The sequence below is a fragment of the Streptomyces griseus subsp. griseus genome (assembly GCF_000720255.1).
GTDB classification, from domain to species: domain Bacteria; phylum Actinomycetota; class Actinomycetes; order Streptomycetales; family Streptomycetaceae; genus Streptomyces; species Streptomyces griseus_I.
Genome location: NZ_JOJE01000005.1, coordinates 533,666 through 548,528, shown reverse-complemented (window position 1 = coordinate 548,528; position 14,863 = coordinate 533,666). Strand labels below are relative to the sequence as shown.

Annotated in this window: 9 protein-coding genes; 7 read left to right on the top strand and 2 right to left on the bottom strand. The window is 72.3% G+C overall.

The window, feature by feature from the left end; translation table 11 throughout:
* Window positions 1-161: 161 nt before the first annotated feature.
* Complete coding sequence (locus IG99_RS10555; RefSeq protein WP_037672105.1) at window positions 162-782, bottom strand: hypothetical protein; 621 nt, start codon at window positions 780-782, stop codon at window positions 162-164.
* Between the two features lie 279 nt (window positions 783-1,061).
* Complete coding sequence (locus IG99_RS10550) at window positions 1,062-3,227, bottom strand: RecQ family ATP-dependent DNA helicase (protein WP_037672103.1); 2,166 nt, start codon at window positions 3,225-3,227, stop codon at window positions 1,062-1,064.
* A 130-nt stretch (window positions 3,228-3,357) separates the two neighbouring features.
* Between IG99_RS10550 and IG99_RS10545 the strand changes: the two genes are divergently transcribed.
* The 7 genes from IG99_RS10545 (at window position 3,358) to IG99_RS10515 (ending at window position 14,782) form a co-directional block, all read left to right on the top strand.
* Window positions 3,358-5,091 (top strand): DUF4192 domain-containing protein, encoded by a 1,734-nt coding sequence (locus tag IG99_RS10545; protein ID WP_037672102.1) that lies wholly within the window; start codon window positions 3,358-3,360, stop codon window positions 5,089-5,091.
* Between the two features lie 755 nt (window positions 5,092-5,846).
* Window positions 5,847-7,784 (top strand): glycogen debranching N-terminal domain-containing protein, encoded by a 1,938-nt coding sequence (locus IG99_RS10540; protein WP_078947620.1) that lies wholly within the window; start codon window positions 5,847-5,849, stop codon window positions 7,782-7,784.
* 131 nt (window positions 7,785-7,915) lie between these two features.
* On the top strand, window positions 7,916-8,674 hold the full coding sequence (locus tag IG99_RS10535; RefSeq protein ID WP_037672100.1) for an NUDIX hydrolase: 759 nt from the start codon (window positions 7,916-7,918) through the stop codon (window positions 8,672-8,674).
* 68 nt (window positions 8,675-8,742) lie between these two features.
* Window positions 8,743-10,740, top strand: coding sequence for an ABC transporter ATP-binding protein (locus tag IG99_RS10530; RefSeq protein WP_037672099.1), 1,998 nt, complete (start codon window positions 8,743-8,745; stop codon window positions 10,738-10,740).
* A 161-nt stretch (window positions 10,741-10,901) separates the two neighbouring features.
* Entirely contained in the window at window positions 10,902-11,789 is an 888-nt protein-coding gene (locus IG99_RS10525; RefSeq protein WP_078947619.1) for a FadR/GntR family transcriptional regulator, read from the top strand.
* A 430-nt stretch (window positions 11,790-12,219) separates the two neighbouring features.
* A complete protein-coding gene (locus IG99_RS10520; protein ID WP_037672328.1) occupies window positions 12,220-13,770 on the top strand; it encodes an RNA polymerase sigma factor in 1,551 nt (516 codons plus the stop codon).
* A gap of 136 nt (window positions 13,771-13,906) precedes the next feature.
* Window positions 13,907-14,782 carry a S1 family peptidase gene (locus IG99_RS10515; RefSeq protein ID WP_051865136.1) on the top strand — a complete coding sequence of 292 codons (876 nt, stop codon included), beginning with the start codon at window positions 13,907-13,909 and terminating at the stop codon, window positions 14,780-14,782.
* Window positions 14,783-14,863 lie beyond the last annotated feature (81 nt).

Sequence of the window (14,863 nt, the reverse complement as noted above, 5' to 3'; positions counted from 1 at the left end):
GGGCTTGTCATGCGCCGGTCAGTAATGCGTTCTCTGCGCAGGGCGGGGCTCATGCCACGTACAGGGCGGGAACCTTTGCCGCACGCGCTGCAGGCCTGCGTACCGCACCGCACGGGGTCGGCCGCTGAGGTCCGGAGCACCATGGGGCTCCGGTGGTCCTCTCAGCGGGCGGCCGCGCGGCGCAGAACCTCGGAAGCGGCACCGCCGGTGCGTGGCAGTGGCGGCGGTGCCTCGGATATCGCAAAGGGTTCCGGCGCGGAGTCCGCGTTCGGTCTACGACCCCCACGGCCCTCACCCAGGACCTGCCAGCCATCACGTGTCAGCGTGATGTACGCCCCGCAGCGCAGCCCGTGTAGCGTGCACGCGTCGCGCAGGCCCCACATCCACGCGCCGTCCTCCTCCGTCCAGCGCTGATCGCCGTCACGGCAGTAGAGCAGTACGGCCGTGCGCACCGGGGTGCGGCGCCGCAGGTCGTGCGGGATGACCCGGCGCAGTTGGGCCAGCAGGGCGTTGCGGAACATCCAGCCGTCCGCCGAAGCCGTCCGCCCGATGAACGAGGCGCTCGCCCGCACCCGCTCCTCCTGGTCCAGCACGGCCACGATCGCCGTGGCCGGCTTGGGATGGTGCCGCGAGTGCAGCCCGCTGACGACTTCCCGGGGGTTGCGCAGCAGCGGGATCCCCGCGGCGGCCCACTCCGCGGGCTCGAGCAAGCGGTTGGCGGAAGCGGCGGACGCGGACGTCGACAACGATGCCGCCGAGGACGGCGCGAATCCGAAGGTCACGTTCCTCCCTTCGGCTACGGCCCACACTGCGGGCGGGTCGGATTCGGGAGAGCGCACACCGCAGCAGAGCCCTACGTCATCAACGGACGGGCCTCGCGGGGAGCGGACTTCAATTCTTCCTGTCGAACTGGGATGCGGCAACGAGCAATTGGGGCCACCGACGGTTATGCGGTGGTGCGTGACTTATATCCCTACCCCATGCTCCACCAGGCGACGCGCGGGACGCGACCGGCCCCGGGCGCGGGCGGCTCTCGCGTCTGTCGCGCTCCGGTCGCGCCCTCACCCCTGGACCGCCAGGACCAGTGGCAGAACCCCTGGCGCGCCGGCGCGCCGGAGCATCCGGGCCGCGACCGCCAAGGTCCAGCCGGTCTCGGTGAAGTCGTCCACGAGGAGGACGGGGCCCGGCGCCCCGGCGAGGGCGGAGGCGAGTTCGGGCGGCACGCTCAGCGCGCCCGCGAGTGCCTTGAGGCGCTGGGCGCTGTTGCTCCGCGAGAGCCGCGGGGCGTCGTCCGTGTACTCCACGCTGCCCAACAGGGGCAGTCGGCCGACGTCGGCGATGCGCGCGCCCAGGGAACCGACCAGTTGCGGACGGCTGCGCGAGGCGACGGTGACCACTCCGACCGGGCGCGACGGGACGTCCGTCGCCCCGGAGGCCCAACCGCCCGGCCCCCTGGCCCAGTCGGCCAGCACGCCGACCACGGCCTGCGCCACGTCGTCCGGCACGGGACCGTCCGGGGCCTGCGCCGCGAACATCGGCCGCAACCTGTTTCCCCATCCGATGTCCGACAGCCGCCCCAACGCCCGCCCGGCACCGGCCTGTTCGCCCGCCGGGATACGGCCCTTGAGCTCGACGCCGATGGCCGGCAGCCCCGTGGGCCACATACGGCGGGGCTCCACCTCGACGCCGGCCCGGCCCAGGTCCACGCGCGCGGCGTCCACAGCGGCGGTGGAGGTGTCCGGCGTGAAGCGCGCCCCCGCGCAGTTGTCGCAGCGGCCGCAGGGTTTCGCGCCCTCGTCGTCCAGTTGGCGCTGCAGGAACTCCATGCGGCAGTCCGTCGTCGACGCGTACTCACGCATCGCCTGCTGTTCGGCCTTCCGCTGCCGGGCGACCCAGTCGTACCGCTCCGCCTCGTACGTCCACGGCTGTCCCGTCGCGATCCAGCCGCCCTTGACCCGCTTCACCGCCCCGTCCACGTCGAGGACCTTCAGCATCGTCTCCAGACGGGAGCGGCGCAGCTCCACCAGCGGCTCCAGCGCGGGCAGCGACATGGGCTTCTCCGCGCGTGAGAGAACGTCCAGCGTGCGGCGCACCAGGTCTTCCGACGGGAAGGCGAGGGACGCGAAGTACTCCCAGATCGCCTCGTCCTCCTTGCCCGGCAGCAGGAGGACCTCCGCATGCTCGACACCACGGCCTGCACGGCCGACCTGCTGGTAGTAGGCGATGGGGGAGGAAGGCGAACCGAGGTGCACGACAAAGCCGAGGTCGGGCTTGTCGAAACCCATGCCGAGGGCCGACGTGGCGACCAGTGCCTTGACCTTGTTGGCCAGCAGGTCTTCCTCGGCCTGCTGCCGGTCGGCGTTCTCGGTCTTTCCCGTGTATGAGGCGACGGTGTGCCCACGCTGCCGCAGGAAGGCGGTGACCTCCTCGGCGGCGGCCACGGTGAGCGTGTAGATGATCCCCGAGCCCGGCAACTCGCCGAGGTGGTCGGCGAGCCAGGCCATGCGGTGCGCGGCGTCCGACAGCCGCAGGACACCCAGGCTGAGGCTGTCCCGGTCCAGTGGACCGCGCAACACCAGGGCGTCGGACGTGCCGCCCGTACCGAGCTGCTCCGCGACGTCGGCCGTCACGCGCGCGTTGGCGGTGGCGGTCGTCGCGAGGACGGGCACGCCCGGCGGGAGGTCCGTGAGCATCGTCCGGAGGCGCCGGTAATCGGGGCGGAAGTCGTGGCCCCAGTCGGAGATGCAGTGGGCTTCGTCCACGACGAGCAGGCCGGTCGCGGCGGCCAGCTCGGGGAGCACCTGGTCGCGGAAATCGGGGTTGTTCAGGCGCTCCGGGCTCACCAGCAGGACGTCGACGCCGCCCGCGGCGATCTCGTCCTGGACGGTGTCCCACTCCTCGGTGTTGGCGGAGTTGATCGTCCGAGCGTGGATCCCGGCCCGGGCCGCCGCCTCGACCTGGTTGCGCATCAGCGCGAGCAGCGGGGAGACGATCACGGTGGGGCCGGCGCCGCGGGCCCGGAGCAGCGAGGTCGCCACGAAGTAGACCGCGGATTTGCCCCACCCCGTGCGCTGCACCACCAGAGCGCGGCGTCTGTCGGCGACCAGGGCCTCGATCGCCCGCCACTGGTCCTCGCGCAGCCTGGCGGCACCGGTGGCGTCACCGACGAGCCGGGCGAGGACCGCGTCGGCGGCCGCCCGGAGATCCGCGTTGCTCGTGTGTTCCATGTGTCCATACAACAGGACCGCACTGACAATCCCGGCACGGCCGAGGCGTCGGCGGCACGGGTGACGTGTCCCTGATCCGAGTTATCCACAGGGTCAAGCGGAATCTTGTGATCCGCGAGATCGTCGGCGCATGACGAATCACGGCGAAACCACTGGATCCTTCGAAGACGGCGACATTGCCGGATGTGACGGACATGACCCGTACGAGGCCCTCGGTACCCACCAGATCACCCTGAGCACCCCGGCCGAACTGGCCGACGCCCTGCCGTACCTGCTCGGCTACCGCCCCGAGGACAGCATCGTCCTGGTCGCCCTGCACGACCGGGAAGGCCGCGGCCGGTTCGGCGGGCGGGCCCGGCTCGGGATTCCCGCTGACCCCGACGACTGGGCGTTCGCGGCACGCCAGTTGGCGCACGGTCTGGTGACGGGCAGCGAACGCAGGGGAGCCCGTCCCGAGCAGATCGTCGCCTATGTCTGTCAGGAACCGGCGAAGGGCGAGTCCGGGCAGCGGGTCATGGAACGACTGCGACCGCTGGCCCAGAAGCTTCGTGTCGAGTGCGGCGCCCTCGACGTGCCGGTGATCGAGGCGCTGTGCATTTCGGACAACCGCTTCTGGTCGTACTGCTGCGGGAGCGAGGGCTGCTGCCCCGTCGAGGGGACGCCGATGGGCCTGCCGGGCACCTCCGTCCTCGCCGCGGCGGCCACCTACGCCGGCATCCAGGTACGTGGCACCCTGCGGGAACTGCGGGCCAGGCTGCTCCCCTGGGAGACGGCCGCCTCCCTGGAACAGGAGGCCGCCCTGGACCTGGCCAACAGGGCGCTGATTCCGAGGATCCTGGACGACGAGGGCCGCGTCGAAGTGGCGGAGGAGACGGTGAAACTGGCCGAACGCGTCATGCGGCGCCTCGCCGAAGCCCCGCCCGTCTCGGGCCCGCTCATGTCCGACCGCCGCGACGACGAGCTGCTCGGGCACGACGAGGCCGCGACGCTGATCCTCGGCCTCCAGGACCGCACAACGCGTGATCGCGTCGCCGAGTGGATGGAGGGCGACGAGGCGGGCCCCGCCCTGCGCCTGTGGCGGGCCCTGGCCCGCCGCTGCGTGGGCCCCTACGGCGAGCACGCCGCCGCCCCCCTCACCCTGGCCGGCTGGGTGGCCTGGTCGACCGGCGACGGTATTGAGGCGAGGGAGGCATTTGCGATGGCCCTGGGCGCAGACCCGGACTACCTCTTCGCCCGCCTCCTCCACCAGGCGTGCAACGAGGGCCTCGACCCGGAATCCATCCGGCAGTGCCTACGCGGCGAACGCGAGGACCGCCACCGACCGGCGGGCGCGGGGCCGGACGACGCGGGGGAGGAGGCCGAGGTCCTTTCCGCGGGGGGCGATGGAGTGGAGCAGGTGGAGGGAGAGGCTGAGGGAGCCATGGGGGCGGCCCAAGCAGATGAGCCGGATGGTGACGTAGCCGCGCGCCGAGCAGAGGAGCCGGAGGGTGACGTGGCCGCGCGCCGAGCAGATGAGCCGGATGGTGACGTGGCCGCGCGCCGAGCAGATGAGCCGAAGCGCAGTGCCGGCGTCGACGCGGTGCCCAGTCCGACCGAGCTGGCGTCGAAGTCGGCTCCCCGCCGCCGTCGCCGCCCACGCCCCGCGAGTGCCGTCGACTCCTCCCTCACCTCAAGCGCCGAAGGGCCCGAGAGGGTGCCGAACGCCCTCCGCCCTCGCACTCCGGCGTCACGCCGAACGCGTCCCGCCGCGACGCGAACGAGCGGCACTCGCCCCCGTACGACCGGGAACGTGGTGCCACGGCGCCGCAACACCCACGCGGAGGAACCAAACTCCGCAAGCAGCGACGGCGAGCGGGACATGTGAGCCCCGGTGAACAGCCCGGCCCGGCCATGCCGATGCCGACGACGTGCACCGGGCGTTCCGTCCGCGGCGCCACACAGCTGCCGTCAGGGCCATGCCCACACACACCGGCCACTCCGGAAGGGCTGCCCAGCCATGGCCGTGACCCACGGGAGCCCCGCTCCGTTCACCTGAGTGGCGGAACACCCGGCCGAGGGATGTCGCCACTCCGCCCCCGTCCTGCCGGGGCCCTCCACCCGGCGCCGACCAGCCCGAGGCGCACAGAGCGCAGGAGAAGCCACCGCATGCATCAACCGACCTCGCCCGCCACCGCCGCCGACGACGACCACCCCACTCCGAACCGGGCCATGCCGCCCCGCCGGCCCGGTCAAGGCCTGCCGACCATCCCGGGCGGCGCGGGACACCACGAGCCGGCCTCTCCACCACGGCCCACCCTGACCGGCCAGGACCACCCCGCGCGCCCGCCTCTCGGCACTGGCCTGGACCGCATCCCAGGCCGACCCGCCGAATCCGGCCAGGGCTGCTCGCCTCCCCGACCCACCGACCACCCGAAGCCCTCGTCCCCGCCCCGCCCAGGCCCCTGGGCGCCCCGTCTCCCGTCCCTCACCCCCGACCGGACGTCGTCCCCTTCCCCGCCCGCCGATCAGACGCGACGCCCGCCCCTGGTCGCCTCCCGGGACCCCAAGCCCGCGACAGCGCCATCCAGCCCGGCCAGGGTTCCCCGTCGGCCCGCCGGCCTGCCTCCCGTCCACTCCGCCATGATCTGCGTCGCTCTCCCGGGCCTCGCGATCTCCACGGAGGAAGGGCAGCTGACCGGCCAAGGGCTGGAGGGGTTCTACCGCGGGGGGCGACGGGTGCTCGCCAGATGCCAGGTGCGTGTGGCAGGGCGGGAGCCCCTCGCGGTTCAGGCCCGGATGACCGCGGCCGACCAGGCCCGCTTCGTTGGCACGCTGCGTGCCTCCCCGCAGGCCGGACCCGACCCGGACATCGTCGTCGAGCGGATCCGCCACGCGGACGGCACGGAACGGATCACGCTCCACAGCTCGGCCCAGCGCCCCCTGCGCCTGCCGGTCGAAGTCGCCCTCGGCACAGACCTCGCCGATCTGGGGGCGATCGCCTCCGGCACCACGGGGCCCGAAGTGCCCGCGACCGTCCACGACTCCGGCCTGCGCTGGAGCGGCCCCGACGGATCCTCGGCGGTCACGGCGGATCCGCCGCCCGCCGACGCACTGGCCTCCGCGGGCGTGCTGCGTTGGGAGTTCGACCTGGCCCCGGGCGGCAGTACGACCGTGGAGCTGAGGGTGCGCCCGGACGGTGCGGGCCCGGTCCGGGCCGTGGGCCGCTCGGCGACCAGCCCCCTGACCCCCGCCGGTGGGACGGCTCCCGCAGCGGCGACGGGCGACGACCCACGCGTCCAGGCCCTCCTTCGGGCCGGCGTCGAGGACCTCCAGTCCCTGTTGGTGCGCGACCCGGCGCACCCCACGGACACGTACCTCGCGGCCGGGGCCCCCTGGCGGTGTGGTCTGGCCCCGGCCGAGGCTCTCGCCGCGGCCCGGATGGCGCTGCCCCTCGACACCCGCCTGGCCGCGGGCACGCTGCGCACCCTCGCCCGCACCCAGCTCCCCATCCCCGACCCCCGATCCGGCATGATCCCCGGCCCACGACGGGACGCGGGAGCGCACCTGCCACCGGGGTGCACGGGCACGGAGGCCACGCTCCTGTTCCCCGTGCTCCTCGCGGAGGCCCGCCGCTGGGGCCTGCCCGAGCCCGAGGCACGGGAACTGCTGCCGACGGCCGAGCGCTGCCTCACCTGGCTGAAGGCCACCGTGCGCGACGGCCCGTATCTGCGCGACCCGCAGCCCGGCGGCCCCGCCCGGTGCGAGACACAGGCCCACGCCCACCGCGCGGCACTGCTGGGGGCCGACCTGCTCGACGCCTTCGGCAGGCCAGGAGGCGCCGAGCTCCGACACTGGGCCCAGGCGCTCCGTACGGCATTCCGGAGCGACTTCTGGATCGACGACCGCGGTGGCGGCCGCCCGGCGGCAGCCCTCGCCCCGGACGGGAGACCCTTACCGCACTTCGGCGCGGCGGCCGCCCACCTCCTCGACACCGGCCTGCTGGGCGGGGGAGAGCGGGCGCCGGGCCTGCTCGACAAGGTGCAGACCGAACAACTGGCGCGACGGTTCGGCAGCCCGGCGCTGGACTCGGGTTGGGGGCTGCGCGGGCTGGGTGTGAAGGAGCCGGGGCACAACCCGTTCGGCCATCGGGTCGGCGCCGTACGCGTGCAGGAGACTGCGGTCGCCGTCGCGGGCCTGGCCGACGCCGCCTACGAGAAGGAGGCGGCCTCCCTGCTGCGGGGCGTACTGGCGGCGGCCGAGGCCTTCGGCCACAGGCTGCCCGAGATGTACGCGGGCGAGCAGCGCACCGAAGGGAGTGCTCCCCTGCCCCACCCGGCAGCCTGCCGCCCCGCCGCCACCGCGGCGGCCGCCGCGATCCTGCTGCTCACCACCCTCGCGGGCATCCGCCCCGACGCCCCGGCCGGGACGGTCACCCTCCGCCCCATGCACAGCGCCCCCCTGGGCGAGATCGGCCTCACGGGCCTGAGGGTCGCGGGCGCCCCCTTCTCCGTCCGGGTCAGCCGGCTCGGCCTCGCCATGGTCGAGGAAGCGGCCGAGGGCCTGCAATTGGGCGTGTGACCTCGTAGGACGCGCGACATGGGGCGGGCGGGGCGCTGAGGCGCCGGCCCATGACGGAACGAAGTGGACCAGCCACCTGCGCGGCCGACGAAGGGAGTGTTTATCGTCAGGCAGACGACTATGATCGCCGCATGCCCTACGACCCGTCAGCGTTTCCGCCCTTCGCCGTCACCGTGGACCTGGTCGTGCTGACCGTGCGCCGCCATGCCCTGTGCGCGCTGGCGGTTCGCAGGGGCGAGCCGCCGTTCCAGGGGCGCTGGGCACTCCCCGGCGGTTTCGTGCGGGCCGACGAGGACCTGGCGCAGGCCGCGGCACGCGAGCTGGCCGAGGAGACCGGACTGCGCGCCCACGACCCCGCCGTCCCGGTCCCCGAGTACGGTGCCCACCTCGAGCAACTCGCCACATACGGCGACCCCAAGCGCGACCCCCGGATGCGTGTGGTCAGCGTCGCTCATCTGGCGCTCGCTCCTGACCTGCCCGCCCCCAGAGCGGGCGGCGACGCGAGCAACGCGCGGTGGGCGCCCGTCGAGGAACTGCTGCAGCAGGGCGGTTACGGCAGGGAAGGCGAACCGGTCGCGCCGCTCGCCTTCGACCACGCCCAGATCCTCGCCGACGGGGTGGAACGCGCCCGCTCCAAGATCGAGTACTCGTCGTTGGCCACGGCGTTCTGCCCCGCCGAGTTCACGGTCGGTGAGCTGCGCCGGGTCTACGAGGCGGTGTGGGGAGTCGCCCTCGACCCGCGCAACTTCCATCGCAAGGTCACGGGAACGCCCGGCTTCCTCGTTCCCACCGGCGGCACCACCACACGTCAGGGCGGCCGTCCCGCCCAGCTCTTCCGCGCCGGTGGCGCCACGCTGCTCAACCCGCCGATGCTGCGCCCCGAGGTGTGACTCCGATCTTCGACCGACCGAGCAAGTGATACCGGGAAAACCGGACATAGCGCGCTATCTTGCATCGGGTGATCCAGGCCATCGGATTGACCAGCACGCCCCGCAAGGAGCTTCCGCCCGCCGTCGACGACGTCTCCTTCGAGGCGTGGGCGGGCCACGTCACCGTACTGCTCGGAGCACCTGGCGCAGGCAAGACCACGGCGCTGAGACTCATGCTCGAACTCCAACCGGGTCGCGGCATCACCTACTTCAGGGGCCGCCCCCTGCGCCGCATCTCCCACCCGTCCCGCGAGGTCGGGGTGGTCCTCGGTGACGTGCCGGGGCACCCGTCCCGCACGGTCCGCGGCCATCTGAGCATGCTGTGCGCGGCCGTTGGCGTACCGGTCCGGCGGGCCGACGAGGTCCTCGAAGCGGCCGGTCTCGTCAGCCTGCGCGACGAACGCCTCAGTACCCTCTCCCGGGGCATGGACCGCCGGCTCGGCCTCGCCTGCGCTCTGCTCGCAGACCCGCACACCCTGGTGCTCGACGACCCCACCGACGGACTCTCCGTCCGGGAAGGCCGTTGGCTGCACGGCATGCTGCGCGCCCATGCGACCCAGGGCGGCACGGTCCTGCTGACCACGACCGACCCGAAGGAGGCCGTTCGGGCCGGCGACCATGTAGTCACCCTGGACCGGGGCAGACTCGTCGCCGATCAGAACGCCGCCGACTTCTCCCGCACCCGTCTCCGCCCCCGCGTCGCCGTCCGCAGCCCCCACGCCGCCCGCCTGGCGGCCGTACTGACCAAGCAGGCCCGCGCCTCCCGCCTCTCCCTCGAGGTCGTGCAGGAGGACGGCAACCGTCTCTCCGTCTACGGCGCCACCTGCGCCCACATCGGTGAAACCGCCTTCCGTCACGGCATCCTGGTCCATCAACTCGCCGACGAGATCGGCGACATGGGGGCGGGGGCGGGCGGATCGAGCCCTGGCCACCCGCGTCCGGACCCGCAAACGGGCGGCGCCGATCGCCCACCTCCGCTCACCCGGGCCGACGGCCCGCCCCAGGCGCTCACGGCTGGGCGAAGCCCTCGTCACCTCGCCGCCGAGGCCGGCACGGACGCAGATGTCTCCCCTGGCATCGACGACACCCCCGACTTCGCGGCCCTCGTTCCGGACCCGGCCCCACCCGTGCGCTCCCTCGCCTCGACCACGCACCCTCCGGAGCCACTGCAAGGCCTCGAGCCCACTGCCCAGACCTCACGTCCCCCCAGTCTCGACGCCCTCCCCCCTCTGCCCCCTTCCATCTCGGTCCGCCCCGCCCCCAGCCCCCTGCGCCCGCTCCGCTACGAAATCCGTCGTGTCGCCGGCATCGGTACCGCGTTCCTGACGGCCACCGCCGTGCTTGTCACCTCCGCCCTCACCGCCGTACTGCTGGCCCGCATCGGGCACACCCCCCAGGCCCGCCTGCTGGCCGCGTGGCCCCGGGAGCTGCCCCTGCCGCCTGCGGCGTTCGGTGCCGGGCTGCTGGGGGCGCTCGCCTTCGGTGACGAGTTCCGCCACCCCGCCCTGGCGGCGGACCGCGGTACCGTGCCCCGCCGGCTGGGGCTGCTCGGCGCCAAGCTCCTCGTCACCGGTGTCACAGCGCTGCTGCTGGCCTCTCTCACGGTCGGCTGCGACGCCGAAGTGCTCTACCTCGTCTACGGACGGGAGCTCGCTCAGGTTCCCGCGGACTGGCTTTCCGTCGGTGCGAGTTGGACGGGGCTCGTGGTCGGATGCGCCTGGGCCGGAGTGCTGGCCGCGGGGGTCTTCCGGTCCACCACCGCCGGGCTCGCCGCGGTGCTCGCCGTGCCCGTCGTCGTCGTACCCCTCGTACAAAAGGTCTTGGAGGGATCGTCCGTGCGGACCGCGGCCGGGCTTCCCCTGCGGCTCCGTGAGGTGTTCCTGCTGCGATGGCCCTTCGGGGGAGAGCGCTATCTGTACGGTGTGGCGAAGGTGCTCGCCCAACCCGTCGGAGGGGCGCTGGCGTTGTCGCTGACCGCCCTGCTCTGCGCCTATGTGCTCACGACCCTGCGGAGCAGGGTCCGGTGACGACATCCGCACCCTTCGGCTTCCGGCCTGTACGCAACTCCCCGCAGAACGCCCGTTTCTTTCCGATTAGGCGTCAATTGCGACGAGGTGAGCGATCACCCTTTCGTGTGCTTTTCACCAAAGACCTCAAGGGAGTTGGAGCCAGCGCCGACAAAGGATCCGTGAGTACCCTTGCGCACACCATGATGACCGCCGCCCGCTCCGCAGACTCCGGTCTGGCCGGCCCGGGCGGACTCGACCGCTACCCCTACGCGGAGGCCCCCGCCGCCGACCGCGTCGGCGCTCCCGCCTGGGAGGGCGCGGACCCCGAACTGGGCCGGGTGGGCCGACGTGCCGCCGGTAGCCGCGGTCGCGGTCTGCACGGCCAACTCGTCCAGCAGCTGGGGCAGATGATCGTCTCGGGCGACCTGGGTGCCGACCGGCCGCTGGTCCCCGAGGAGATCGGCCAGCGGTTCGAGGTCTCCCGTACCGTCGTCCGCGAGTCGCTCCGCGTCCTTGAGGCCAAGGGCCTGGTCAGTGCCCGCCCCAACGTCGGCACGCGCGTGCGTCCCGTCAGCGACTGGAACCTCCTCGATCCGGACATCATCGAGTGGCGCGCCTTCGGCCCGCAGCGCGACGACCAGCGGCGTGAGCTGAGCGAGCTGCGCTGGACGATCGAGCCGCTCGCCGCCCGGCTCGCCGCCGGGCACGGGCGCGAGGACGTCCAGCAGCGACTGGGCGACATGGTCGAGATCATGGGGCACGCCCTGGCGCAGGGCGACGCGCTCACCTTCTCCCGTGCGGACGCCGAGTTCCACTCCCTGCTCATCCAGGTCGCCGGCAACCGCATGCTGGAGCACCTCTCCGGGATCGTGTCGGCCGCCCTCCATGTCTCCGGCGGCCCGGTGACGGGCTGTGACCGGCCGAACGAGGCCTCCCTCACTCACCATGCCCGGATCGTGGACGCTCTCGCCGCCGGTGACGGCGCGGGCGCGGAGGTGGCGATGCGGCAGTTGCTCGCCGTTCACCCCGAGGTGGAGCGCGTGGTCCCGGCGCCGCGCGAGCACTGATCACACACCACGGGCGGCGCGGCCCGGGATGACTTCCCCTCCTGTGGCATCCCCAGGCCGGCGGGCCGTCCTCTGTCGGACCCCGCAGGAACCTCCGGGTTGCTGCGGGGTCCGACGGTGCGACGAGGCGGCGGATCTGTCGAAGCGATCCAGGTCGACGCCGCAGGTGACCTGGTCTGCCCTCATCTGACCCTTTTTGATCGCTTACGGGGTGTGACTCGGGCCACGCAGATTGGGCGTAACGCTCGCGCGGACAGTGCGATGACCTAAGAGGTGACAGTCGCGGAGGGAATACGGACGCCGTTCAAGGCGCTGTGCATCTTCCCCGGCCCCCGCCCGCACCGTCGGCCCATCCCCAAGGCCGGTGGTCGGCTCCTGTCCGTCTTGGACGGGGCCGGAAGCCGTTTTCCAACGTTCCGAGAGGTTGTTCGTGTCGGCCAGCACATCCCGTACGCTCCCGCCGGAGATCGCCGAGTCCGTCTCTGTCATGGCGCTCATTGAGCGGGGAAAGGCTGAGGGGCAGATCGCCGGCGACGATGTGCGTCGGGCCTTCGAAGCTGACCAGATTCCGGCCACTCAGTGGAAGAACGTACTGCGCAGCCTCAACCAGATCCTCGAGGAAGAGGGTGTGACGCTGATGGTCAGTGCCGCGGAGCCAAAGCGCACCCGAAAGAGCGTCGCAGCGAAGAGTCCGGCCAAGCGCACCGCCACCAAGACGGTCGCGGCGAAGACGGTGACCACCAGGAAGGCCACCGCCACCACCACGGCTGCCCCGGCAGCGCCCGCCGAACCCGTCGCGGTCGATCCCGCCGAGGAAGCCGCGGCCGCCAAGAAGGCCGCTGCGAAGAAGACGACCGCCAAGAAGGCGGCCGCGAAGAAGACCACCGCCGCCAAGAAGACGGTGGCCAAGAAGACCAGCGCGAAGAAGGGCGACGCCGAGCTGATCGAGGACGAGGTCCTCGAGGAGACCCCCAAGGCCGGCGAGGAGCCCGAGGGCGCCGAGAGTGCGGGCTTCGTCCTCTCCGACGATGACGAGGACGACGCGCCCGCCCAGCAGGTCGCCGCGGCCGGCGCCACCGCCGACCCGGTCAAGGACTACCTCAAGCAGATCGGCAAGGTTCCCCTGCTCAACGCCGAGCAGGAGGTCGAGCTCGCCAAGCGCATCGAGGCGGGCCTGTTCGCCGAGGACAAGCTGTCCAACGCCGACAAGCTGGCCCCGAAGCTCAAGCGCGAGCTGGAGATCATCGCCGAGGACGGCCGCCGCGCCAAGAACCACCTCCTGGAGGCCAACCTCCGTCTGGTGGTCTCCCTGGCCAAGCGCTACACCGGCCGCGGCATGCTCTTCCTGGACCTCATCCAGGAGGGCAACCTCGGTCTGATCCGCGCGGTCGAGAAGTTCGACTACACCAAGGGCTACAAGTTCTCCACGTACGCCACCTGGTGGATCCGTCAGGCGATCACCCGCGCGATGGCCGACCAGGCCCGCACCATCCGTATCCCGGTGCACATGGTCGAGGTCATCAACAAGCTCGCCCGCGTGCAGCGCCAGATGCTCCAGGACCTGGGCCGCGAGCCCACCCCGGAGGAGCTGGCCAAGGAACTCGACATGACCCCGGAGAAGGTCATCGAGGTCCAGAAGTACGGTCGCGAGCCCATCTCGCTGCACACCCCGCTGGGCGAGGACGGCGACAGCGAGTTCGGTGACCTCATCGAGGACTCCGAGGCCGTTGTCCCGGCCGACGCGGTGAGCTTCACGCTTCTGCAGGAGCAGCTGCACTCCGTGCTCGACACCCTGTCCGAGCGCGAGGCGGGCGTCGTCTCCATGCGTTTCGGTCTCACCGACGGTCAGCCGAAGACCCTCGACGAGATCGGCAAGGTGTACGGCGTCACCCGCGAGCGCATCCGCCAGATCGAGTCCAAGACCATGTCGAAGCTGCGCCACCCGTCGCGTTCGCAGGTGCTGCGCGACTACCTCGACTAGGTCGCATTCGTACGACGTCCAAGGCCCGGTTCCCCGTCGTCACGGGGCCGGGCCTTCGGCGTGGGGCGCGGGGTGCGGCGCGCCACGCGGTGAATCACTCTGGGTTTCCCACTACGACCCTGAGTGAGGAGCCCGCATGCGTCGTTCCCTTGTCCGGGCGTTGATCCGGCCGCTCGTCCTGGCGGCCGCGGCAACGGTCATACCCTTGGTGTCAGCCACCCCTGTGGCCGCCGACAGCATCGTCGTCGGTGGTTTTCCCGTGGATATCTCCCAGAGTCCCTGGACGGTCGCCCTGTCGAGCCGTGACCGGTTCGGGGGTATGCGGTCCGGGCAGTTCTGCGGTGGTGTGGCCGTCGGGCCGACCACCGTGCTCACGGCGGCCCACTGCATGGGCGAGGACGTCCTGGGGGCGCCACCGGACCGCGTCCGCGACCTCAAGGTCATCGCCGGGCGTACGAACCTGGGCTCCGTGCAGGGGCAGGAGATCCCGGTGCGCGCCACCTGGGTCAATCCGCGCTACGACCCTTTCAGCAATGCCGGGGACTTCGCCGTCCTCACCCTCGCCGAGCCGCTCCCGCCGACGGCGGTGATCCGGATGGCCGCCGCGGGAGACGCCGTCTACGAGCCGGGAGTGGAAGCGGCGGTCTACGGCTGGGGGGACACCACGAGCGCCGGTGACTACGCGCACAGCCTGCGAGCCGCACGCGTGCACGTGCTGGACGACGCGGTGTGCGCGAGGGCGTACGCGGGCGGCGCCGAAGGCACGTACCTCGCCGCCTCCATGGTCTGCGCGGGGGAGGTGACAGGCGGCCCTGACGCTTGTCAGGGGGACAGTGGGGGGCCGCTCGTCGCCCAGGGCCGACTGATGGGTCTGGTGTCGTGGGGGAACGGCTGTGGGTGGCCGGGAAGCCCAGGCGTCTATACGCGCGTGTCCGACGTCGTGTCGGCGCTGGGCCTCGGGGAAGGGCCACGGTGGCCGCTCAGGGCGCCTGAGGGGTCCGAGCAGCACTGAGACGTCTCAAGTACCACGGTGTGAGTAACGGGCGGCCGCCCCTGGGAGAGGGGCGGCCGCCCGTTTGCCGGCCTGTGCCGA